The sequence below is a fragment of the Nostoc sp. DedVER02 genome (assembly GCF_034530675.2).
In the GTDB taxonomy this organism is placed as follows: domain Bacteria; phylum Cyanobacteriota; class Cyanobacteriia; order Cyanobacteriales; family Nostocaceae; genus Nostoc.
On record NZ_JAVRCP020000050.1, the window covers coordinates 21,315 to 46,073 of the forward strand.

Annotated in this window: 18 protein-coding genes and 1 pseudogene; 8 read left to right on the plus strand and 11 right to left on the minus strand. The window is 41.1% G+C overall.

Translation table 11 applies throughout. From position 1 onward, the window contains the following. Positions 1-4: 4 nt before the first annotated feature. The 3 genes from RMZ41_RS28850 (at position 5) to RMZ41_RS28860 (ending at position 5,036) form a co-directional block, all read left to right on the plus strand. Positions 5-1,108 carry a glycosyltransferase family 4 protein gene (locus tag RMZ41_RS28850; RefSeq protein ID WP_322641933.1) on the plus strand — a complete coding sequence of 368 codons (1,104 nt, stop codon included), beginning with the start codon at positions 5-7 and terminating at the stop codon, positions 1,106-1,108. Positions 1,109-1,116: 8 nt separating this feature from the next. Further along, positions 1,117-2,361, plus strand: a complete 1,245-nt coding sequence (locus tag RMZ41_RS28855) for an O-antigen ligase family protein (protein ID WP_322641934.1) — start codon at positions 1,117-1,119, stop codon at positions 2,359-2,361. A gap of 407 nt (positions 2,362-2,768) precedes the next feature. After that, positions 2,769-5,036, plus strand: coding sequence for a polysaccharide biosynthesis tyrosine autokinase (locus tag RMZ41_RS28860; protein WP_322641935.1), 2,268 nt, complete (start codon positions 2,769-2,771; stop codon positions 5,034-5,036). 171 nt (positions 5,037-5,207) lie between these two features. Here RMZ41_RS28860 and RMZ41_RS28865 read toward each other — a convergent pair whose 3' ends face one another. The 5 genes from RMZ41_RS28865 to fabI all read right to left on the minus strand — a co-directional run bounded on the left by RMZ41_RS28865 (position 5,208) and on the right by fabI (position 12,165). Continuing rightward, positions 5,208-6,635, minus strand: coding sequence for a choice-of-anchor Q domain-containing protein (locus RMZ41_RS28865; RefSeq protein WP_322641936.1), 1,428 nt, complete (start codon positions 6,633-6,635; stop codon positions 5,208-5,210). Between the two features lie 893 nt (positions 6,636-7,528). Beyond that, positions 7,529-8,995, minus strand: a complete 1,467-nt coding sequence (locus RMZ41_RS28870) for an SLBB domain-containing protein (protein ID WP_322641937.1) — start codon at positions 8,993-8,995, stop codon at positions 7,529-7,531. Between the two features lie 490 nt (positions 8,996-9,485). Continuing rightward, entirely contained in the window at positions 9,486-10,469 is a 984-nt protein-coding gene (locus RMZ41_RS28875; protein WP_322641938.1) for an ABC transporter ATP-binding protein, read from the minus strand. A gap of 161 nt (positions 10,470-10,630) precedes the next feature. After that, positions 10,631-11,266: an imidazoleglycerol-phosphate dehydratase HisB gene (gene hisB / locus RMZ41_RS28880; protein ID WP_322641950.1), complete on the minus strand. Its 636-nt coding sequence runs from the start codon at positions 11,264-11,266 to the stop codon at positions 10,631-10,633. 122 nt (positions 11,267-11,388) lie between these two features. Continuing rightward, entirely contained in the window at positions 11,389-12,165 is a 777-nt protein-coding gene (gene fabI / locus RMZ41_RS28885; RefSeq protein WP_174708500.1) for an enoyl-ACP reductase FabI, read from the minus strand. Positions 12,166-12,545: 380 nt separating this feature from the next. Here fabI and ntcA point away from each other — a divergent pair, with 380 nt between their 5' ends. From ntcA to RMZ41_RS28900, 3 genes are all read left to right on the plus strand, one after another. Continuing rightward, entirely contained in the window at positions 12,546-13,217 is a 672-nt protein-coding gene (gene ntcA / locus RMZ41_RS28890; RefSeq protein ID WP_008233817.1) for a global nitrogen regulator NtcA, read from the plus strand. Positions 13,218-13,385: 168 nt separating this feature from the next. After that, positions 13,386-14,876: a DUF3084 domain-containing protein gene (locus RMZ41_RS28895; RefSeq protein ID WP_322641939.1), complete on the plus strand. Its 1,491-nt coding sequence runs from the start codon at positions 13,386-13,388 to the stop codon at positions 14,874-14,876. Between the two features lie 107 nt (positions 14,877-14,983). Continuing rightward, positions 14,984-15,439: a Holliday junction resolvase RuvX gene (locus RMZ41_RS28900; RefSeq protein ID WP_322641940.1), complete on the plus strand. Its 456-nt coding sequence runs from the start codon at positions 14,984-14,986 to the stop codon at positions 15,437-15,439. A gap of 80 nt (positions 15,440-15,519) precedes the next feature. Here the strand turns inward: RMZ41_RS28900 and RMZ41_RS28905 are convergent, their stop codons facing one another. Both RMZ41_RS28905 and RMZ41_RS28910 read right to left on the minus strand, forming a co-directional pair. Then, positions 15,520-15,789, minus strand: a complete 270-nt coding sequence (locus tag RMZ41_RS28905; RefSeq protein WP_372726526.1) for a DUF3146 family protein — start codon at positions 15,787-15,789, stop codon at positions 15,520-15,522. 310 nt (positions 15,790-16,099) lie between these two features. Beyond that, on the minus strand, positions 16,100-16,861 hold the full coding sequence (locus tag RMZ41_RS28910; protein ID WP_322641941.1) for a hypothetical protein: 762 nt from the start codon (positions 16,859-16,861) through the stop codon (positions 16,100-16,102). Positions 16,862-17,022: 161 nt separating this feature from the next. On the opposite strand from RMZ41_RS28910, the gene RMZ41_RS28915 reads away from it, so the two are divergent. Further along, a complete protein-coding gene (locus tag RMZ41_RS28915) occupies positions 17,023-17,889 on the plus strand; it encodes an aldo/keto reductase (RefSeq protein ID WP_322641942.1) in 867 nt (288 codons plus the stop codon). Positions 17,890-17,992: 103 nt separating this feature from the next. Continuing rightward, the gene (locus RMZ41_RS28920) at positions 17,993-18,532 is read left to right on the plus strand and encodes a GNAT family N-acetyltransferase (RefSeq protein WP_322641943.1); all 540 of its coding nucleotides are present in this window, start codon (positions 17,993-17,995) and stop codon (positions 18,530-18,532) included. A gap of 109 nt (positions 18,533-18,641) precedes the next feature. Here RMZ41_RS28920 and RMZ41_RS28925 read toward each other — a convergent pair. The 4 genes and pseudogenes from RMZ41_RS28925 to RMZ41_RS28940 all read right to left on the minus strand — a co-directional run bounded on the left by RMZ41_RS28925 (position 18,642) and on the right by RMZ41_RS28940 (position 24,612). After that, a pseudogene (locus RMZ41_RS28925) lies at positions 18,642-19,060 on the minus strand (plasmid pRiA4b ORF-3 family protein). A 64-nt stretch (positions 19,061-19,124) separates the two neighbouring features. After that, positions 19,125-19,259: a hypothetical protein gene (locus tag RMZ41_RS28930; RefSeq protein WP_322641944.1), complete on the minus strand. Its 135-nt coding sequence runs from the start codon at positions 19,257-19,259 to the stop codon at positions 19,125-19,127. A gap of 3 nt (positions 19,260-19,262) precedes the next feature. Further along, positions 19,263-23,189, minus strand: a complete 3,927-nt coding sequence (locus tag RMZ41_RS28935) for a cadherin-like domain-containing protein (protein WP_322734346.1) — start codon at positions 23,187-23,189, stop codon at positions 19,263-19,265. A 724-nt stretch (positions 23,190-23,913) separates the two neighbouring features. After that, positions 23,914-24,612: a Crp/Fnr family transcriptional regulator gene (locus tag RMZ41_RS28940; protein ID WP_322644021.1), complete on the minus strand. Its 699-nt coding sequence runs from the start codon at positions 24,610-24,612 to the stop codon at positions 23,914-23,916. Between the last annotated feature and the right edge of the window lie 147 nt (positions 24,613-24,759).

Sequence of the window (24,759 nt, forward strand, 5' to 3'; positions counted from 1 at the left end):
AATTATGATTAAAGTTGCTTTATTACATTTTTGCTTTGAAGATTACACCATAGAATTAGCAAACAGTCTAGTTAAGTATGTTGATTTAACGTTAATTCATCCTGAAAAAGTATCAAATGTCTGTAGCAAGGTTCTTGATTCTAGTATCCGTGTCATTAAGTTTAAAAAACCACGGATTCGTGACCCACGCAACCTACTGTCTATGAGCAGGATGATGCGTATTATTAAAGACATACAGCCAGATATTTTGCATGTGCAAGAAACTAACGATCCCTGGTACGATTGGACTTTGTTACTCAACAAGATGCCACCCTTGGTGACAACTATCCACGATATATTTCCTCATCCAGGAGATAACTCTAATGTATTTGGTTCTGAATATACCAAACGCATTAGCTTCTACCGTTCCCAACAACTGATTGTTCATACTCATCAATTAAAAAAAATTTTGATTGAGCAATTTCGTATACCTCAAGAGCGAGTCAATGTTTTACCTCATGGGGAACTTGGTAGTTTATATCAGCGTCGTGTTAGTCAAAGTATTAAAGATCGGGAACCATATACCTTGCTATTTTTTGGACGCATATTTCCTTATAAAGGATTGAAATATTTGCTTGAGGCTATGCCCTTAATTGCTGAATGTATACCCGAAGTCAAGCTGATTATCGCGGGAAAAGGAGAAAACATAAAGCACTATTTCCCTAATGGTTATGATGAAAAACACTATGAGATAATTAATGATTTTATTCCCATTGAAGAAGTATGTAATCTATTTCAACGTAGTATAATAACAGTTCTGCCATACATCGAAGCCTCTCAAAGTGGTGTGGCAGCCTTATCTTATGGAATGGGGACGCTAGTTGTAGCTTCTGATGTCGGGGGATTGAGTGAGATAGTTCAGCATAAAAAAGATGGGTTATTAGTTCCACCCTGTAATGCTCGCTCCCTCGCTGATGCCATAATTTCTGTATTAAGCGATCGCCAATTGCAACAACAAATGCAAACTGCGGCACTTGCCCGTTGTCATCAAGATTTAAATTGGTCAAATATTGCCGCTCAAACAGCCCAAATTTATCAAAGAGAAATAGATATGCAAAATAAAAATTAAGTTAATTTATGAGAAAATTATTAATTTTTGCTGAAGAAGCATTTACAGTTATAGCCTTGCTAATGTATTCAGGGGGAGTCTTTGTACTACTTTTGTCAGGAGGAGCAGGGCAAGATGAGTTGGTAGAATACGATGCCTCCTTGATTCGGATTCTTTTCTTCTTCTTCTACGCTGTTACCTTTTTGTTACTAATTTTACGTTGGAAGAAGACTCTTCATTTCCTCGTCTCTAATAAAAATATTTTACTTTATTCTTTAATAATATTGGCAGTTTTTTCTATTACTTGGTCTTTTGAACCATCAACAACATTTAAAAATAGTTTTACCCTCTTTAACTCCTGTTTATTTGGTGTTTATTTTGCTTCACGATATTGTTTGAAACAACAACTACATTTACTTGCTTGGACTTTTGGAATTATTGTAATATTGAGTTTTATTTTCGCTATAGCATTGCCTAAGTATGGTATACAAGACGACCTTGGTAGCCCCAAGTGGCGTGGAGTATTCGTACACAAAAACGGACTGGGATCTAGAATGGTAACTAGTAGTATAATATTTTTTATACTTGGTTATCAAACTAAAAGACGTAGTTGGATTTTTTGGGTTGGATTTAGCTTATCAGTATTACTTTTACTACTTGCTGTTTCTGCCTCATCTCTAGTTAACCTACTAATTATAATATTTGCATTTTTTATTTTTCAAATTTGGCGTTGGTCATACAAAGTCATGATACCAACTCTAATATTAATGGCAATTATCAGCCAAATTTTATATTTTTGGTTTTCGAATGATGCCGATCTCCTGTTTGCCTCGCTTGGTAAAGATTCCACACTGACTGGTCGAACAGATCTATGGCCATTAGTAATCGATATGATTTCGAAGCAGCCTTGGCTTGGTTATGGCTATGGTGGATTCTGGCAAGGATGGGATGGTGAATCTGCCTACATTTGGCGTATAGTTGGATGGAAACCCAACCACCCCCATAACGGCTATCTTGCTCTTTGTCTTGATTTAGGGCTTTTAGGGTTAGGGTTGTTCTTTTTAGGGTTTTGTCGCAGTTATATGCAAGGATTGGCTTGGGTACGTAGTAGTAAAACAGCATTTGATGTTTGGCCGCTTTTACACATGACATATATAGCCTTAGCTAGCCTTACTGAATCTGCTTTGCTTGAATCTAATAGTTTGAATTGGATGCTCTACGTAACAGCATGTTTATCAGTAGGAACGACACATCAAATAAGAAGAAAATTATGAAAAATAGAATGTACCAAAATTTAAAAACATTGTTCTTCTGATCGGTATTTAAAGCACTACTTAACCCTATTTCAGAACTTTCGGGGAAATCGATGAATTATCAAAGATACAGCCAAAGAAGATTAAATATACCCTCACATTTTCACAAAAAAGAGCTAATTGAAGTAAAAATCATCATGACCTGATATTGCATGTACTTTTAATAATGCTCCTCAAGGCTTATAAATATTGAATCTTAACTTATCGAAACCAAAGCCATTGAATGATTTCAGTCTAAAATCCTGAAATAGTCCATGTTATATGTCATATTGTAAAATAGTATTATTAGTTAATAGTTGTGCTTTATTGCTACTCTGAAGTAGATAAATATTCAGTTTCTCGCTTAAAACCTGTACTTTTGAAGATTTATGTCAGAAAGAACTATGGAATCTAGAGAATCTATTGATTTAGACCTTAATCGTTACTTTTTGATCTTGAAACGATGGTGGCTACCTGCTTTCAGCATCTTTGTGGTTACAGTTATGCTGAGTGCTATATCTACAAAATTTATCAAGCCATCCTATGAAGCAGAAGGAAAGCTGTTATTCCGAGTTCCCTCTTTTAAAGTAGCAGGAACTAGTATTTCGCCTAGTTTCTCTGAAGGAGGGGATTCAGGAGACTTGAAACCCTTGGTAGCAACTCAAAATCCTATAAGCACTCAGATGGAAGTTATTACTTCCCCTGCTTTATTGCAGCGGACAATAGACAAACTAAAACTAAAAGATAAGGAAGGTAAACCTCTGGAAGTACAAGCACTACAAAAATCCCTTAACTTAAAAATTATTGGTGGGACAGATGTATTGCGAATTACCTATACTAGCCCCGATCCTGAAGAAGCAGCGGCAGTGATCAATACAATGATGGCTTTTTATTTAGAAAACGATATTCTGTCAAATCGCTCTGAAGCAGGAGCAACCCGTCAATTTATGGCCAAGCAGCTTCCGAAAACTCAAGCTGCTGTTAACAATGCAGAAGTAGCATTACGTATATTTAAACAAAAGCATCAGATTGCAGATTTATCAGAGGAAACAAAGTCAGCCGTTGCAACTATCGGAAATTTAGACAATGAGATGAATAATGTTAAGGCTCAGTTGGATGAGGTAAACGCCCAAACCAATGAACTGCGCCAAAGAGTAGAGCTAAATTCTCAGCAAGCGATCGCTGTGAGTGCCCTAAGTCAGTCGCCTGCTGTACAGGGAGTTCTTACACAACTTCAAGAAACCGATCGGCAATTAGCGATTGAGCGTAGTCGTTTTTTAGATGACAACCCTATAATAATCAACCTAGAAGCGAAAAAAGCTAGTTTAAAATCTCTCCTGCAACAACAAATTGGTCAGACCATTGGCAATCGAACACAAGCTATTGGTAATCAAACACAAGTTCCCCAGAACCTATTGCAGATTGGAGAACTTAGACAAGGCTTGATACAAAATTTTTTGCAGTCAGAAATACAGCGTTTTGGATTAACACAAAAACTCTCATCTCTATATAATTCTCGTGCTAGCTACGAACAGCGAGTGAAACTCATACCCCAGTTGGCACAAAATCAGCGCGAGTTAGAACGAAAAGTTGAAGTTGCAGAATCAACTTATCAAACTCTATTAAAAAAAGTTCAAGAATTACAATTAGTCGAGAATACCAATACAGCCAGTTCCCGAATTATTGCTCAGGCTTTAGTGCCCAAAAAGCCGATAGCAGGCAAAAAAATAATTGTTTTAGTGCTAGGAGTGATGTTTGGTTTATTTTTTGCGACCACAACTGTACTTATATTAGGTATGAGAGATAGATCTCTAAAAACGCTTAAAGAAGTTAGAGATGTATTTGGATATACTTTGCTGGGAATTATTCCTTCGTCTGTTAAAAAGATTCGCTCCCGTTACTCAAATTCCGAAGCAACAACTCAAACAATTGCTGTCAGAGATACTCCCCACTCTTTAACGAGCGAAATGTACCGGATGATTCAAGCCAATCTGAAATTCTTGAGTTCAGATAAAGTGCTTAAAACTATCGTGGTAACTAGTGCAGTTCCTAAAGAAGGCAAGTCTACAGTTTCAGCTAATTTAGCTGCTGCGATCGCTCAACTAGGACGTCAAGTTTTACTAATTGATGCAGATATGCGAGTTCCTTCTCAGCATTATCTCTGGCAACTAAGCAATTCAGTTGGTTTGAGCGAGGTTCTCATAGATCAGGTTGAATTTGATATTGCTGTATCTAAGGTAATGGATAACCTTGATGTTTTGACTGCTGGAGTTAGACCTCCGAACCCACTTGCTTTACTTGATTCAAAACGGATGGCATCACTAATTGAAAATTTCTCATCTCAACATAACTATGATTTTGTAATTATTGATGCTCCCCCCCTCCTTTTAGCAGCCGATGCTTTGACTTTAAGTCAAATGACTGATGGAATTTTGTTAGTAGCTCGACCCGGAGTGATTGATTCTAACAGTGCTGCTGCTGCTCAGGAAATGCTACATAGATCGAGTCACAATGTCTTAGGTTTAGTTGTGAATGGTGTCATTGATAAAAATGAGTCTAGTAGTTATTTCAGCTATGCTAAAGAATACTTTACTCATCAAGACTTGCCAAAAAAGGTAAAGCCACAAAAACGTATTCCAGACAAAAGCTCTGTGTAAAATGAGCTTTTGTATCATCAGTGTAAGAAAACACCTGAACTGCCATATCATGGGTGTTTAATTAGCTAAAAAATAATAAGCCTGCCTTAGCAGGCTTATTATTTTTTGTAATGCTAGGTAGCTTCAATCTGACGCAACTACGATCGGGTAACAATACATGATTTGGACTTACTAGTATTGGTATTCGTATGCTCCAATATCATATACACTAGCAATAGGGCGAGGCTTACCTGCATAATCAGTTTTCAAATCTCCCCAATAATAACCTCGGTTTGTGGCCAGACTCGTTGACTTGATTCTAAAGTCAGCATTTGAGGGATCGACAAACTGTGGATCTGCAATAAAATCGTGAGGCCCCATTACCGCGGTCAGTGTACCTTTAGCATAAAGATTGTAGTCATAGGTAACGTTGACATTTTGGTAGTTGTTGTTCGCTTTTTGACCAGCGTAACCATGAATAATGTTATTGTAAATCTTGACATCATTTGAAAAACCGGCATACAATTGCCCTTTATTAAGCTCTGGACTTTGCCCGTTCGCATATACCGTGTTGTTGACAATATCGATATGCTCGCTAGCATGGGCATTAATACCTGAACCACCATTTAGGTAGGAAATATTGTTTGCAATAAAAGTCCTTCCTTTATATGCACCATTGGGACCATTTTTCGAACTATCGACAATAATGCCATTCCCGTCTGTAATCTTGCCGGCTTCAATCCAGGGAATATACTGGCGATTGTTGTAAACCTTGTTATTGGTTACATACATTTTGTATCCTTGGTTGTTGTCAGTATTCCGATTGTTCAAGAACGCAATACCACTGCCACCATGGACACCATACCAGGCATTATTAAACACAGTGTTATTAGACACTTTTATATAATCAGCTGCCATAACTGCGATACCTCCTCCTCCACAGTTATACACTCTGTTGTTCTCAATATTTATGTGATGAACAGAACTATTACGTCCATCAATGGTTATGCAGCCTCCATTTGTACGCGGATTTGATGTGTTATACCTCTGACTATAAGCATAAGAATAACTTATGTTGTCAATATCCCCTTTGACCTCTATACCGCTAATATTGATATATGCGACTCCTGACAACCCAATGCCCTGCCATGTATTGTGCTGAATTTTTGGAGTATGTCCAGGATATGCTTTATAAGTAATCCAGGCATTTGGATTTCCAGAACGTCTAATACTTACGACACTCCCGCCTTGCGGTAAGTTTGTGTACAACCCGTTCATAATTAATACTGTATCGCCAGGGTTAGTCAGGTCTGCTGCCCTTTGAATCGTCTTAAACGGATTGCCTTCATTGAGTCCACTATTTTTGTCATCTCCGTAGTTACCACTAACATAGTATTTTGTTGGAGCAGCCTGGCTGATTAACTTGCGGCTGGGTAGTGTTTTTTCCTGGACAGGTGATAACTGACGAATATCTCTAACTAAAGACTCTGTTATTCTCTGCCCTTGAACCAGACCTGTCAACGCCCAGGGAAGTACAAGAGACGCACTCAAACTGAGAAAACCGAAACCATGAATCATCATAGGGAAAAATAGGGTATGTTGCAAAAACTGAATCGTCAACGGTCAGTAACTCTAGCCTTAGAAAGTAACTCAGTATTGGATACAGTCGTATAACTGCCATTTGTAAGTTTATACATGGTTTCTCAGACTTACACCTGAGAATTTCCACGTAAATATAGCGGAAATGCTTTTTTAACTGGTGTTCCACAAAATAGCAGATATCTGGTAAAAGTACTGAAGGAAAATTGTCAGTATCCAGAAGTACTCCATGAATGAACACTAAGCAACCGTACAAATGACATCATTTCCAATTCGACATCATTCTACTGTGTATACGCGGTATCTGTAGTTAAGATAGTATATCTGTCATCAATAAGTTAATTTACTTAAATAATTCTTATGATAATAAGAATCCTTAAATTCCTATAAATAAGGTATAGAGATAATTTCTCGCTTCTATCTTTTAAAATATTCTCATTCTCATAAGATGAGAGTAACTAAAACAAAGCTTGAAAAAGCCTACCAGTGGCAAATTAGAAGTTTCAGTTACAGCTTTAGGTATATATGATTTATCAAGAGTAATTTTACTGACATTTTTATTAAGATAGTATGAAATAAAGCCAAAGCTTAATGATAGCCAGAATTAAGCCAGTTCTGTACCCTAGTATTGGCTTATCTTGTTGTCGAGATATGCCTATCTCGCTTATCTTTAGGAGTATGAAATGAGCCATTCTAGGCTACAACTTTTTTATGAGAAGAGATTGCTTCGTGTAGCTTACTTCTTTGCAAGAATACAGATGGTCACGTTTATAAACGCATCATTCATCTATCTCTAATAAATGGTTTAGCACAGCTATATTCACTCTTGACTATTAAGCTTTGACTCATAGATAGTGTAATTTGGGGACGGAGGAAGATTGCTCAACGCCCCCAATTTACATCTATATCTAAAACTAAAGTCCGAACAAGTTTAGAAGATTAAGGATAATCCCTAGAGGCCCAGTTATAGTATTGACGGTATCGCCAGTCTTAGCTGCACCAGATCGGTTGACTACCACGACATCATTATTGCGGAGTATGGGATTAGTTTGCTCATTAATGCCAGCAGAAAAATCCACTTTTACTATCCGTTTCGTGACAGAACCATTAGGGTTGAGGCGGATTAAATCGACAGCTTTACTACTAGCTCTGGCATCATTAAATCCGCCGGCTGCCAGTATAGCTTGATTTAAAGAGCTATTCGGCTGAACGTCTGTTAACCCTGGTTTTTTAACTTCGCCTACTACACCAACTTGAATGCGTGTAGGAGACAAAGTAGTGGTAGCTAATTGAGTAGCTTCTGCGGGGTTGATTTCAGTTGCCGTCGGAATAACAATTGTATCTCCATCTTGCACGATGATATCTTGATTAGAGTCACCACTCTGCAATAGTTGCCAAAGGTTTATATCTATAGTTTGTTCTGAGCCAGTTCTTGTAGGTCTGCGTAGCTTGAGACTACGTACATCAGCCTGTGATGTAATTCCCCCAGCTAGTTGAATTACCCGCGTCACATTTGGTAGTCCAGTGGGAGTAGCAGAGCCACTATTAGCGGTTGCGCCCCCCTGGGTATCTGTGCTACCGGGAGTGACAAGATAGGAACCGGGACGGTTAACTTCACCAATAATTGTTACTGTGCGGGGTGTGGTTTGGCTGGCGGCAAAGTTAGCTGCAAATATATTGCGGGATTCTGCCACGTTGAAGTTAGTTGCAGTTGGCACAACTATGGTGTCTCCATCGCGCAAGGTAATATCCTGGGTTAACCTGCCTGTCTGGATAAGTTCTTTCAAATTGATGGTAACGGCTTGCTCTGAAGAACGTCCTATTTTACGCCGTAATTGAACTTGAGTCACATCGGCAGCTAGGGTTACTCCCTGCGCTGTTGTCAATGCAGCTAATACAGTGGGGTATTGTACACCTGGATTGTTTCCTGCGCCTCCACTCAGGTTCAGAGTGTAAGCTCCTGGACGTGTCACCTCTCCAGCAACGAAAATATTGATGGGACGAGGTGATAATAGATTGACTGAGATTAGGGGACGTTTGAGGAAGCGAGCATATCTTCTGGCAATTTCGTCGGCAGCTTGTTCAGTTGTTAACCCTAGAACTGATACACTGCCAATTAAAGGTAAGTTTATTGCTCCACCTGGGGGTATTTGATACTCACCTGTATATTCAGGTACTTCAAATACATTTACCCTGATGAGATCACCGCCTCCTAATGAATAATTAGTATCTAATTGTGTTTGTGTAGTTGATGGTGTAGTTGATGGTAATGGTTGTCCCTGAGCTAGACTTGCAAATGGCGCAGCGACATTGACAGCACTTAACAAAGCTGCACCCACAACTGGCTGAGTTAAAAATTTAAACAAACTTGTGTTAAGCATATTTACCTGAGATTCTGAAACTACGATCAATAAAGTACTGTCTAAACATTTTTATTTTGACTATACCTAAGTATTCAAGTTCCCCGACACTCTTATTTTCCTCGAAAAGTGTAATTTTCCGGAGGAAATTTGTTTATTAAATTTGAATTTTTAGTGAAGTTAATTTAAAGTTAAGCAAACTTGAATAGATGAATTATCACCAAACATTACTAATTACGCAAGTAATGGTAAATTTCTACAAAAAATTATCTGTAAACCAATAAAGAACTTACGAATAATATTTCCTTGTGAAAGTCAATTTGATTACATTTGAACATATAGTTTCAAACAAAATTATGAACAAGTTCATTAAATAAAGACAAATAACCTTAAAAAGAGATCGTAATCTGGTTTTTTGTGGGTTTACTTGAGAAAGTAAATTCAAAAATGAGAAATAAAGTTTGAGTTTTGTTGCTTAAACAAGGATATAATTTCCCATTAAGTAATGAAATTAATTTCCTGAGTTATTTTTTCTTTGGATTTGTTGAATAAAAAACTCTTCTAGGGAGTAACGGGCCAAGTTCATGGCAATAATCTTACCTTCCATCAGACGAACACTAGCGAGAAAATCATAGTAATCGTCCTGTAGTGTACCTTGCCAAGAACCATCAGGTTCAAATTTGAGAGTGGGTATCCATTTTTTGAGAATTTCCCAGTCACCACCTTGACCTTTTACGTAATATGTGTCTTGTACACCTAAAAGTTCATTAAGAGAACCAGAGCAAATTAATTCACCTTGAGCGAGGATCGCAATGCGATCGCAAATCTGTTCTACTTCACTAAGAACATGGCTGTTGAAAAAAATCGTCTTTCCAGCAGCTTTTAGCGACAGGATAATTTCCCGCATTTGGTAACGTCCTATAGGATCGAGACCAGACATCGGTTCATCAAGAAAAACCAAATCTGGCTCGTTAATTAGCGCCTGTGCCATGCCAACACGCTGTAGCATTCCTTTTGAGTAGCGGCGTAAAAGCTTTTTGCGGGCATCGGCTTGGGATAAACCTACTAATTCCAGCAGTTGGGGAATGCGTTGGCGTTGGACATTTTGGGGAATTTGAAATAGTCCAGCAGCTAGCTGCAAAAATTCCCAGCCAGTGAGATAGTCATATAAATAGGGATTTTCTGGCAGATAGCCGATATGCTGCTTAACACTGCGATCGCCTATAGGCTTATCCAATAATAATCCCCTGCCAGACGTGGGATGAATAATTCCCAGCAACAATTTTAAAAGGGTGGTTTTCCCAGCACCATTTGGCCCCAGCAATCCAAAGGTTTCACCTTTGTAAACTGTTAAAGAACAGTTTTTCAGAGATACGACTTTTTGATTTAACCAAAAACCAGTACGATAGACTTTTCGCAACTCAGAAGTTAGGACTACTGGCGGAGTGTCTCTCGTATTAAGTTGAGAATCAGGGTCATCTGCAACAGACTTCATCTCGGTTCAACCACTAATTACTAGCTTGGTATTAATTACAAGTTACCTAGTAGGCTGATAATAACCATCACCGAGCGGTGTGTCAATTATTGGGGTTTGGGGACTGGGGACTGGGGATTGGGTAAATAACAAATGCCCTATGCTAAATACCCCAAATGGTTTTATAGAACTCCTTTAGAACTGGGAATTAAACCAGCACGACGAGGATCAATTTCCACTGCTAACCGTGTTGCCCTTGCAAAGGCTTTAAATGTCGCCTCTATAATGTGATGGGAATTAATGCCATCCAGTTGCCGAATGTGCAGTGTCATTTGGCTATGGTTCACGATCGCCACAAAGAATTCGCGCACGAGTTGGGTATCATAAGTTCCTACACGCTGGGTAGGAATTTGCAAGCCGTAGCTGAGGTGAGGCCGTCCAGAAAAGTCTAGCACTACCTGAACTAAGGCTTCATCCAGTGGTGCAAGAAAATTACCAAAGCGGACAATACCTTTTCTGTCACCTAATGCTTGGTTGAAAGCTTGACCCAAGGTAATCCCTACATCTTCGTTGGTGTGATGGTCATCAATTTCTAAGTCTCCCTTGGCTTGAACATCTATATCAATCAGCCCGTGGGAGGCAATTTGATGCAACATGTGATCCAAAAACGGAATGCCTGTTGCTGCTGTGCAAGTTCCTCTACCATCCAGGTTGATGGTAACTTCCACATCAGTTTCACCAGTGGTACGGCGAACAGTGGCAATCCGAGGGGTTTTTGTTAACTGGTCGTAATTTGAATTAAGTTTGCTAATTTGCATTGGGAATTGGGAATGGGGAATGGGGAATTGGGCATGGGGCATGGGGCATTGGGCATGGGCAAGAATTTTACTAATACTCAATACCCAATGCCCAATTCTCGATACCCCATGCCCAAATTATCTTACATTCCCATAATTTCATATCCTGCATCTACATATAGAACTTGTCCGGTAATACCACTGGACAAATCACTACACAAGAAAGCGGCAGCGTTGCCTACTTCTAGCTGAGTGACGGTGCGGCGTAGGGGAGCTACTTCTTCTACATGATGAATCATATCCAAAATGCCACCCACTGCTGAAGATGCTAAGGTGCGGATGGGGCCTGCGGAGATGGCATTGACGCGGATATTTTGCGGCCCTAGTTCGGCAGCTAGGTAACGCACACTCATTTCTAGTCCCGCCTTGGCAACTCCCATAACGTTGTAGTTAGGGATTGCTCTAACACCGCCTAAATATGTCAAGGTGACGATACTTCCTCCCTCTGTCATCAAAGGTTTAGCTGCACCACTTAACTGCACCAGCGAGTAGGTACTGATTTCTAAGGCAGTGTTGAAGCCAGAACGAGAGGTTTGGCTAAAATCTCCACTCAAATCGTCTTTGCTGGCAAAAGCCAAACAATGGATGAGGATGTCTAACTTCCCCCATTGCTCGCGGATTGTCTCAAAGGTAGATTGAATCTGTTCCTCATCTTGGACATTACAGGGAAGAAATAAGCTTGGGTTGAGGGGTTCTACCAACTCCGCGACTTTTTTCTCCATCTTGCCGCGTTCATCTGGCAGATAGGTAATACCCAGGTTTGCTCCGGCTTTATGCAGCTGTTGGGCGATGCCCCAGGCGATCGAGCGGTTATTGGCAATACCTGTAACAAGAGCATTTTTTCCAGTCAGATTCAGCATAGAAATTGTTAATGCGATCGATCATTAGGAGCATACTAGAATCTGAGGCACGTTTTGTCTTTGTTTTATACAGGATTTGCAAAAATGAATATTGAGAAGGGTGTTTGCTGTGACAAAATTCTTGATTTTTCCTAAAGATTTTCTCAAGATATCTTTATTTGTTCTTTAAAAAACCCTTTTTAATACAGCTATTGGAACTACTTATCAACAAGTAGTAGCTGAAAGGATCAACAATTATGTATCATTATAAACAAACAGTTATGAAGTGATTTGTTTGAGTATAGGAAAGTACAGAAAGGTTGACGGTGCTTTATTCATTTTTCGGGTGTATTCTTAGGTAATTAGTTTTTGTTTTTCCGGCATTGGGTAGGGGAAGGGAGATGATCGTGACACAAGATAAAGCCCTAGCAAATGTATTTCGTCAGATGGCGACCGGGGCGTTTCCGCCAGTTGTGGAAACGTTTGAACGCAATAAAACGATCTTTTTTCCTGGCGATCCTGCCGAACGAGTTTATTTTCTTTTGAAAGGTGCTGTTAAACTTTCTAGGGTGTACGAGGCAGGAGAGGAAATAACAGTAGCATTGCTTCGGGAAAATAGTGTTTTTGGTGTTTTGTCATTGCTGACAGGAAATAAGTCGGATAGGTTTTACCATTCGGTTGCATTTACGCCTGTGGAATTACTGTCAGCCCCAATTGAACAAGTGGAGCAAGCACTCAAGGAAAATCCAGAATTATCAATGTTAATGCTGCGGGGTCTGTCTTCGCGCATTTTACAAACAGAGATGATGATTGAAACTCTCGCTCACCGAGATATGGGTTCCAGGTTGGTGAGTTTTTTGTTAATTCTTTGTCGGGATTTTGGCGTTCCTTGTGCTGATGGGATCACTATCGATCTGAAGTTATCTCATCAGGCGATCGCAGAAGCAATTGGTTCAACCCGTGTTACCGTTACTAGGCTACTAGGGGATTTGCGTGAGAAAAAGATGATTTCTATCCACAAAAAGAAGATTACTGTGCATAAACCTGTTACCTTAAGTAGGCAATTCACATAAAATCAATGGAAGAAAGGGGAATCGGCGCGTGTTTTATTTTGAAAGATGACACTAATAGCTAGAGGTAAATCTAAAATTGAGTAATTTCAGCTATTGCCAATTTCCATTTCTTTCCAGACAATGCTTAAAAGTAGTAGGCTGTATCTGGAAGGATTTCGGTAGCTAAAGATGACCACCGGATACATCCTCATCGCAGCAATTTTAATTCTGGGAGGCGTAATTGCCACCGTGGGCGATCGCATCGGCACACGAGTTGGCAAAGCTCGCCTCTCACTTTTTAACCTTCGTCCGAAAAATACTGCTGTCGTGGTAACTATTTTTACGGGCGGTTTGATTTCAGCATCAACATTAGGAATTTTATTCGCTGCCGACGAAGGCTTGCGAAAGGGAGTTTTTGAATTAGAAGATATTCAAACAGACCTCAGACAGAAGCGGGAACAGTTAAAGACCGCAGAAACTCAGAAAAGCCAGGTAGAAGGCGAGCTAAATCAAGCCAGAATTGCCCAAGCAAAAGCACAACAAGACTTGCAGGCAATTAATCAATCTTTGCAAGCGGCGAATACCAAACAACTCCAAACACAAGCTCAGTTGAACCGCACCATTAGTCAACAAGCCCAAACTCAAACTCAACTGCAACGCACTCAAGGCCAGCTAGGACAAGTTGTAACTCAGTACCAAAAGGCTATAAATGAGTTGCAAAGCGTTTCCACTCAGAGAAAAGAGCTACAGGCGGCAGTTGAACTATTGAAGACAGAACGACAACGACTCTACGCTGAAGCGAAAAAAGCCATTGACGAAGCCAAAACAGCGATTGAAAAACGCGATCGCGAACTCGCTAACCGTCAAGAAGCCATAGAAGTGCGCGATCGCAAAATTGGCCAACTCGATCAATTGATTCAAAAGCGGAATGTAGAAGTTGCAGCACGAGAGCAAGTGATTGCCAAACGGGAATCGCGCCTCAAAGAATTAGAAGCGCAACAAGAGCAACTAGAACTCGAAGTTGCAAGGCTAGAAAAATATTATCAGTCCTACCGCGATCTACGTCTAGGTAAACTGGCCTTAATTCGCGGTCAAGTTCTGTCTGCTGCTGTAATTCGTGTTAACCAACCGGCTGCTGCTCGTCAGGCAGTGGTACAACTTTTACAAGAGGCCAACCGCAACGCCAACCTCGGATTAAGTGAGCCTGGGGCGAATCCTGCCAATGTAGAGCTACTGCGTGTGACTGAAGATAGGATTGACCAATTGAGCAAGCAGATTAGCGATGGTCAAGAATACGTGGTAAGAATTTTCTCAGCTGGTAATTACGTCAGGGGAGAGAAGCAGATAGAGTTTTTTGCTGATACAGCCCGAAATCAATTGGTTTTTTCGGGAGGTGCAGTGCTAGCTACAACTAGTGCTGATTCCAAAACCATGACATCCTATCAGTTACAGCAACGGCTAGAAATACTAATTTCTGCTTCCCAATTTCGGGCCCGTAACGCCGGAATTGTCGAAGATGTCCAAGTAGAGGGAACTTTTCTGCGCTTTGTCGCCCAATTAAGACAGTACAATCAACCCTTAGAGATTAAAGCGATCGCAGCAGAAGACACTTACACAGCCGGGCCATTGAGAGTAAAATTAGTGGCAATAGTCAACGGACAAATTATTTTTAGTACTTAAAAAGTATTTGCACACTGTTGTTAGTAAGATTTAAACATATTCATCAGCAGTCAAAATAGTTGCTGCGATCGCATTTTTAATTCTTAATTTTTAATTTTTAATTGATTATGGCTTCCCGGGAATTTTCACCAACGCAACCAGTCATATTGGGGTTTGATCCAGGTCGGGATAAATGTGGTTTAGCGGTGATGGGACTGGATCGGCAATTGTACGATCATCAGATTGCGTTAGCAAAAGAGGCGATCGCTACAATTGAAACACTGCGTCAAAGGTTTCCCATTTCCTTGATGGTGATGGGCGACCAAACTACAGCCCAGCAGTGGAGACAGAAATTATATCAAGAATTGACAGAACCTCTGAGTATTATTTTAGTTGATGAGCGTTACACAACCTTAGAAGCCCGCGATCGCTATTGGCAAATGTTCCCACCCAAAGGGTTAACAAAGCTATTGCCACAAGGTCTGCGACAGCCTCCAAGACCGATAGATGACATTGTTGCCATCCTCTTAATCGAAAGATACTTAAATCGTCTCACTGAATCAACAGTGAGGAGTTATGAGTGAGGAGTTAAGAATTAATATCTTCACAACTCCTAACTCATAACTTTTAATTACGAACTACGAATTACGAATTACGAATTATTTTAAAGTTCCGCCCGAATAGTAAAAGCATAATCTCCTCCAGGCTCTAGCTGATAATCTTGTTGCTCCAAAAATCGACCAAGGGGTTCTTTGATTAAGGCGCGGCCTTGGGAAGGCTTGACGGCAAGTTCTCCCCGGCGAAAATGCCACTGAAAATGCCACTCAAACTCACCTGCACTTACTTCACCTTCAAGGAAGCCGTGTTGCCAAGATTGGCGGGTGATTCTGACATGGGCAATGGTTTCTGGCAGTCGTCTCTTAGCACTCACAATGCTTTATGTCAAGTGTAGAATAACAGCCGCTTATATTAGGCTGGCTTTTTATTTTATTTACCAAACATAGCTTAAATAGACAAACTGACAAAGTGAGTATTTTTAGTTGAGCAAGAATGATACTAATGGAGAATGTTGGAAAATTCTTTCAGTTAAAAGTGACTCAAATTTCCTTAATTTCGGCTTTTCGTGTCTGTATAGCAATCTTAAATCATTCGTGAGAAACAAAATCCCCGATCGCATCGACTCAAGTCAGGGATCTGTGACTTCAGGTTATAAAAGTAGTGGTACGTAGTATAAGTAATTTTTGTTAATACTTTAAAAAAGAGTGTATCCTAGAAACTGCATATCTAACGCTTCTTTCATCAGTGTATTGGGGATTAATTGGGATTTCCTGAAATAATTTCAGCACAATTACAGCCCGATAAAGCTTGGAGTATTTAAATTGCTTTTCTTGGATATCAAAACGCAGAATATTTTCTAGTGGATATTCGATCACTTCGTTGACACGAAAACTTTTGCGTTCGATAAATACCTTGTCGATGCTCTTATAGAAGGTGCAGGTAGTTACAGGTGATGTGGCAAAATAAGCTGCGATCGCCATCATAATGAATATAAATAAAATTAAGAAAAGCAGATAATTTCGCTGATTTTGCCGCACTAACAGGGAAGTTTGCCCAGAGTTGATAAAATCGTTAATTTTAAAGGTAACTTCCTGATTATCTTGATAGCTAGCATTGGATAAAAGAGCAAAGTCTCCAAAAGCAGTTAAAATCAGAACTTGATAGGTTTTCCCCCCTTTGCTACCAGTCTTTGTAAGAATGTATGCTTCCTGGGGATCAAAGATTTTGAGTTTTTCCATACTTCCCAACAAAGTGAACCGCTTCAATTCACAATTAATTTGGTTTGATGGGAGGCGATCGCAAGTTATTTGAACTGAAGCAGACTCAAAAAATAAGCAGTAAAACAAAAAGCCTAAACAGACGGTAAAAAGACACCAGCCACTAAACCAATAACCGAGTGGTCGATGCTTTAGCTGCAATCGTGTACGAGTTTCCTCTACAATTTTCATCAGTGCTTGTGTATATAATACTTAACCTCTAAGTAGAGTATTCCCTTGGAAATCCATTCAGCGATCGCCAAGTCTAAGTACTAGGGAGGATTTATGAGAAATCGCTAAACAAGCTTTGGCTAGCTGGTAGATAATTGGGGCAGAAAGCTATAGCTAGAAGCATGGAAACCAAACAGCTAGGAAAAACTGGTGTCTTTGTGAGTGCGATCGGTTTGGGTGGTATGCCTATGTCAATCTCTAATCGTCCTCCTGAATCTGAATCAATCGAAGTTATTCATCATGCTTTGGATTTGGGTATTACATTTATTGACACTGCCGATTCTTACTGCAAAGATGAGTCTGATAAACACCACAACGAGCGACTAATTCATAAGGCGCTTAGTAGTTACAAAGGCGATGTTAGCCAAGTAATTGTCGCAACTAAGGGCGGTTTGATGCGCCCCAATGGAAACTGGACAAGCAATGGCAACCCAGAACATTTACGCGAAACAATTCGAGTTAGCTTTGAGGCGTTGGGTGGTGCTAAACCTATTGATGTTTGGCAATACCATTCTCCCGATCCTAATTACACTATTGAAGAATCTCTTGCGCCAGTGAAAGAAGCTGTAGAGGCAGGTTTAATTAGGTTTGTAGGAGTTTCTAACTTTTCCGTTGAACAAATTAAGCGGGCGCGGGATGTAGTAGATATTGTCTCAGTGCAGAATCAATACAGCCCTTGGCAACGACAGCCAGAAAATGATGGTGTGTTGAAGTATTGCGAACAAGAAGAATTGACATTTTTGCCTTGGAGTCCCTTTGGCGGTAGACGTCGCCATCAGGATTTGCAAGATATTCCGGCGATCGCTAATTTAGCTAAAGAAAAAGGCGTGTCAGTATATAATATCGTTCTAGCGTGGTTGCGTTCAAAGTCGCCCGCTATTTTGCCAATTCCTGGTGCTAGCAAGGTTTCCAGCATTGAAGACTCAACACAATCCATCAACTTGAAACTATCTGACGAAGAAGTGCAAAAAATTGATCGGGCAACTTAATTATTCCACTAGCTAATGTAGATTTAGTGAACGTTGTAAAAGATTTACGCATTAAATCCCCTAAATTTATTTATGGGGATTCCTTCTGTTGGCTTAAGAAATTATGTTATTAGAAACACGCCGTTTGCTAATACGTGACTTTGTAGAGTCAGATTGGGAGGCGGTTTTAGCTTATCAATCCGATCCTTTATATTTACGTTACAACAATTGGACGTATCGTACAGAGAACGATGTTTGTGAGTTTGTTCAAATGTTTATTGATGAGCAAAAAGAGCAACCAAGGACAAAGTTTCAATTAGCTATTGTCCTTAAAGAAGAAAATAGGCTCATTGGCAATTGTGGTATTCGTGTAAATGACCCGGAAATGCGGGAAGCAAACATTGGCTATGAACTGAACACCCAATATTGGAGACAAGGTTATGCGACAGAAGCAGCACAAGCCATTTTAAAGTTCGGTTTTGAAGAACTACGAATGCATCGGATCTGGTCTTGGTGTGTTGCGGATAATCTTGCTTCTGTAAAGGTATTAGAAAAAATTGGTATGCGTCGTGAAGGTCATCTTCTGGAAAAAGAGTTAATTAAAGATAGATGGCACGACAATTTTATTTACGCTATCCTTGAGCGCGAGTGGAAAGCGAAATAATACTGCTTCTATATGGGGTAAAAGTAGCGAAGCTGTCACCAGCCACCATGTAATGCTTGAAAAGCTTGTATAGAGAGCATTTCAGAAAAAAATGAGGATATTTGGTAACTCATTGAAATTCTCGTAACCTTTGATTAACTTCATTGAGGTCGAAGGTATCTGGATTAAAGCTTTCACCTACCCACTCCATCCTCTCTTCATATTCTGGGTGTGACGGGTCACTAATAATTTCCAGTAACTCTGCATAGCCCCAAGAACCACCACAATCTTCAGGAGGACAAGCACGCTTCCCAGTGATGCATACAGGATAATTTGTATCAGGAGTTGATGGCAGTTCTTTTTCTACCAAAATTTCGTGTTCCCAGCTATCCCAAAATCGTAAGTGTAGAAGAATTTAGACTTTTCGCCCTTAACCACCTGACTTAGCTTTACAGTCTTTTCCGAACGCACATTAAAGTCTGGTTGAGGTTGACCGTAATCAATACCAGTAATGGAAAAGGAATGCATATGATAGTTATCCCAGCCCATTACCTCTTGCACAATCAGATGTAGCTGTTGAAGTGGCGTAAAAAGTCAAAAAATTCTGATGTAATCAAGTCTGGGCAAAGGTTTCAGCCGTCGCGTGGCGGCTGGTGACAGCTTCGCTACTTTTACCCCTATTTGTCAAAATGAGCCAAAACAAGAGCGATCGCACCTGGAGTTTCCCAAAATGCGATCGCTCCAGCAAATACTATACAGGACTAGTCGTTGAACCCGTATAGGCAACAAAGTCAGTCGCCAGCAGGCTAGCAGTATTAAAACCGGTTAGGGTCGCTAGAACTTCTGAACCATATTTAATTTGATTGCCGGAGAACGTTAGATTACTAAAGGTCAGCCCCCCTGCGAGGCCAATCTTATCCATGTTTCCGAGTAACTTGCTGAACTCTTGGATGGTATCGCTGCCTTCACCTGCTTTGAGGACGAAAATATCATCTCCATAACCCCCATTCAAAATGTCATTGCCAACACCTCCAACCACAGTGTCATTACCATCTCCAGCGATGAGGCGGTCATTGCCATTCATTCCCAGGAGTAGGTCATTACCATCGCCACCAAAGAGTTCGTCGTCGCCATTGCCACCATAGAGTTTGTCATTACCAGCAGCGCCTAAGAGCTTATCGTCACCATCGGCAGTAGAGGTTGTCCAACCTTGACCAGCACGCGGATCGTAGCCGTAGAGGATGTCATTGCCTTCGGCACCACCAATTTGGTCGGCAGCGTTGTTTCGTCCATAAACAAGATCGTTACCCCCTTTGGCATTGAAGTTTCCTCCGCCATTCAGGGCTGTGGAAGCGAGAATAACTACATCATCCCCATTACCACCACTATTATTGGCTACGATCAGCGAAAATGTACTGCTGGCAGTGGCATTAGAAGGGTCTGTGGCAGTTAAAGTTGCTGTGTAGGTACCTGATGCAGTTGTGGGTACTGTGCCGCCTATCACCCCTGCTGATGTTACCGTCAACCAGTTCGGGGCACTCGTGAAGGAGTATCTTAGGGTGTCGCTGGTGTCGGGATCTTTGAAGTTGGCATCTGAACCACTATTGGAGAAACTGAATATACCATTGGACAGCACTTGCCCTATGTCCACTACAGCGCTGTCTATTGGTGTTTGGAGTTTGGGTGCATTATTAACAGGAGTGACATTAAAGCTACGAGTTTGACCGGGCAAAGTGACTGTCCCATCACTGACACCGTAGGTTAAGGTGACATTACCGTTAAAGTTAACAGTGGGAGTGAAGGTATAAGTACCATTATTGTTGTTGGCTAATGCACCGTTAGTAGCAGTTAAGTTGACTACAGATAAGGTATCACCATCCACATCACTGAAACCTGCTAATAAAGACGAAGCAGTAATATTAATAGCGGTATCTTCCTGCGTACTGTTTAGGGTGACAGTGGGTGAACCTGTAGGTGCATCATTAACAGGAGTAACATTAAAGCTACGAGTTTGACCTGCTAAGGTTGCTGTCCCATCACTGACACCGTAGGTTAAGGTGACATTACCGTTAAAGTTAGCAGTGGGAGTGAAGGTGTAAGTGCCATTGTTGTTGACTAATGCACCGTTAGTAGCAGTTAAGTTGACTACAGACAAGGTATCACCATCTACATCACCGAAACCTGCTAATAAATCAGCCGCAGTAATATTAATAGCGGTATCTTCCTGCGTACTGTTTAAGGTGACAGTGGGCGAACCTGTAGGTGCATCATTAACAGGAGTGACAGTGAAACTACGAGTTTGACCTGCTAAGGTTGCTTTGCTATCACTAACACCGTAGGTTAGATTAACGACACCATTAAAGTTAGCTGTTGGGGTGAAGGTATAAGTCCCATTATTGTTATTAACTAAACTACCGTTAGTAGCAGTCAAGTTAACTACAGACAAGGTATCACCATCTACATCACTGAAACCTGCCAATAAATCAGCAGTATTAATGGTGATGGCGTTATCTTCCGCAGTGTTGGGTAAGGTGACAGTGGGTGAACCCGTTGGAGGACGATTCGGCGCGGAGGCTCCGGTTAGGGTGAGCGTCAGGGTGCTGTCGCTGGATGTGCCAAACTCGTCAGTCACGCGATAGTTGGCGACCACAGGTAGAGTTTGACCTAAAGGTAGGCTACTGTAAGCGGGGTGAGTGGTGTCAAGGCTGTAACTGCCGTCGGCGTTGAGGGTTAAACCATCCACAGAAGCGCTTAGGCTGTAGGTCAGGATTGCGCCATCATCCACATCGCTATCGTTCGTGGCGACCGAACCTTCGATAATGGTGTTGGTTAAACCACTGGCAGTATCAGCTACAGCGACGGGCGCATCATTCACCCCAGTGAAGGTAACAGTGAGGGGTGCAGTAGCCGTTTTGTAAAAGTCATCTTGAACGGTAAAAGACCCAACGATGGTCTGAGTTGCCCCCTGAGCCAGATGTTGGTAAGCCGCATTACCAGTATCAGCAACTACAATATCTGAGGGATCTCCATCGTAATAAAGATTGGTTTGGGCTAAAGCCTGTACCCCCGGAATTCCATCGATTCTGACAAGACCATAGTAGAATAACCAGTTGGGGTCGGTGCTTTCATCCTGAACCCCATCTAAAAGCCCCGTACCTCCCTGAATCGTAGATTGAAGCTCCGGAGAGAAGTCGCCCGCGTCTTCCTGGAAGGACAATGATTTAGGCGTAGCTACGGGAGGCGCGTTTCGCTCTAGGCTCAAAGTCACGTAGTTATAGTAGAAAGATATGTATGGTACAGATCCCCCATCTATAGGTATACGAGGCAAGCCTGGTATGCTTGCTGGAGTAATGACCCCGTAAGCATAGGATTCGGTTATGGGTTTACCTTGCTTCAATGCGAATTTGAGTTCTGGATTGCTGAGATTGATGAGACCTACAGCAGGACCATCCATGTCCATGTACAGACGAGTAAATATATTTGTAGCGGTATCCGTACCACCTGTATTGGATGTCTGACCGAAGAAGTAAGACGCTGCGTACAGATTACCAAGACCATCTTGGGTATAGTCACCGGATGGTGGATTATTGCTTGCCTGGAACACGCGTATAGCCATCAAGGAACGACTTGGCTCAAACGCGTTAAAGATCTCCGGCGCGCTCCTCACATCGTTAATTAATATGTTCGGATTCTGGCTTGCAAGACGCGAAAGATCTTTGGCTGAGGCGATCACATTTCCGTTGGCATCGTAATCCCAATAGACCTTGATTAGATCGCTGACTCCGAATAGCTGATTAAACTCAGGAGCGTTATCGTAAACGGCGATGAAACTTGTCTCTACTACTTGTACTGTGCGAGTTTGCTGGCTAGGAGGATTTTGCCCATCACTGACATCGTAGGTAAAGGTGATCTCTCCCAAAAAGTCAACGGGGGGAATATAACTGTAATTGCCGTCAATTCGATTAAGTATAGTGCCAGCACTCGCCGTCAGGTTGGAGATGGTTAAAGAGTCATTGTCGGGATCGGTAATCCCGGCTAACAAATCACTGATAGTCAGAATCCTCCACTGATTTCTATTGAAATCGAAGGGGAAAGACTCGGTTGAACTGGAAGGAGTTGTATTCAGGACTCCAGCGTAGGCAGCCATTGCTTCAGTGCGAAAGGCTAAGGGCAGTTCAGTCTTGACCTCGCTGGCAGCCCGCTCTAGCCTGACATCGAGTTCCCAGTTGCCGCCGTCTGCGGCGTTGCCGATGGCGGTGGTGGAAGCGGCGATCTTTACTCCCGTCAGTTGGTGCAGTTTTTGCACAAATTCAGCCCCCATCTCCCCTGCGGCTAAATGACAGCCGTAGAGGAGCATTTGCCCCTGCTGGCTCATCGCCTCGCGCCAAGTTCTCAACTCAGGGGCGTAACTCTCTAAAGTCTTTAAACTCAGTTGCGCGTTACCCAAACACAGACAACCAGGGGAACCATGAGCGACAAGGTGAATTGTGCCAATCTGAGGTTGGTTTTGCAGGGTTTGGGTGATTTGCATGACACCATCAACTTCTGGATGCAGCACCACGACTTGGGCATCAGCCACTACTCCCTCGATCAAGTTCTGGATATCTTGGATAGCAGAGTCAATGAAGACCAGATGAATGGGGTTTGGAATAGAGAAAAACTTATTTGGGTAGGACATAAAAAACTCCTAAAGTTGGCTTACTGGTTTTATGCGGCGGAAATCAGGTACTATGGTTTGCAATATTTAGTTAGTTTAGAGATATTAATTAATAATTAAAGATATTAATTAATCACTATAAGTGCAGCAAATATCATGCTTGATTAATCCTTTTCAGATTGCCAAGCAAATACTCTATAAGGCTGACTTCAGGTAGACTTATCCCAGATATTTATTTACGTGTAAATGCTGCTTTTATCGGCAGTACCTTCGCTAAAATAAGATAGTAAAAAATTTCGGCAAAAATAGCAAGATAACCGATAAATCAGCATCTATTCAGGTTATTTAGAAGCTCAAACCCTTGACAAAATAATATTAGGACTAAATAAACACTCAAAATTACTGTTACGAGAATTTCAATGAGTTACCAAATATCCTCATTTTTTCTGAAATGCTCTCTATACAAGCTTTTCAAGCATTACATGGCGGCTGGTGACAGCTTCGCTACTTTTACCCCTATATATAGGAATCCAGTTTGATTGCTGAAAATATACGTAGGATGTGAGCGCGGAGAGTACGGCATCAAACCCTTGATAATAGTGCATTACGAACTCAGTTCTAACACACTCTACAATACTTAATTTCGTTCAAAAATCAAATAGTAATCCTATATGAGCTACCTCAAAGACAATATTGTAAATACCGGTTTTATCTGTATTACCGTGAATTGTATTCGTCAGACGATCTAATCTATATCTCCAGAAGCGATCGCAGCTAATTTATCAGCATCAAGGATGATAATCGTCCCACCCCGACGATAGGCAATTACTGACTTGAGACTTTTAATTAACCGCACACATTCTTCGTAAGTAATGCCGCTACTCCGAGCCATACGATAATAAGATAATTTGACCTTTAAACACTTGCCTTGTAAAGTAGATTCAGTTCCAGATTCGGCAGCAAAATATTGAATTAATCTGGCAAGGCGAACAATAGCTCTTTCAGAAACTAATCCGTGGACTGTTTCATGTAATTGCTGAATTCGACTGTTAAAAACCATCAACATTCGTAATGCAATTTCAGGATTTTGCCCAATAGCTTTTAATAAAGCATCTCGCTCTACAGTGAGAATTTCACAATCAGATTCAGCAGTTACAGTTGCCGGGGAAATTCCATTTCCTAATAAAGCAGGAGCCGCAAAAATTTCCCCAGCAGCTAAGGCGCGGAGAATCGTTTCTTTCCCCGTCATTGCTGTTTTGGTAACTTGAATTGCTCCACTGGCAACAGCATAGAGTTTTGCTGGTAAGATATCACCTTCATGGAGAATAATCTCTCCTGTACGATGGTTTTGCACCTGAGTGTAAGGTTGCAAATTTACTTTATCTGCTGTTTCTAAACCTGCAAACACAATAATTTGTGAGAGTTGTTCCAGGGATGCCTGCATGATTAAGTAGGTAGGCGTAATTAAATATAAGATCAAACCTCACCCTCAATCCCTCTCCAAATTATCCTATAGTGTACACACAAGTCTTTTAAAGTTGCTGCGTAACGTAGGGTGGATTAATTTGTGTAGGTCAATGCAACAAAGATG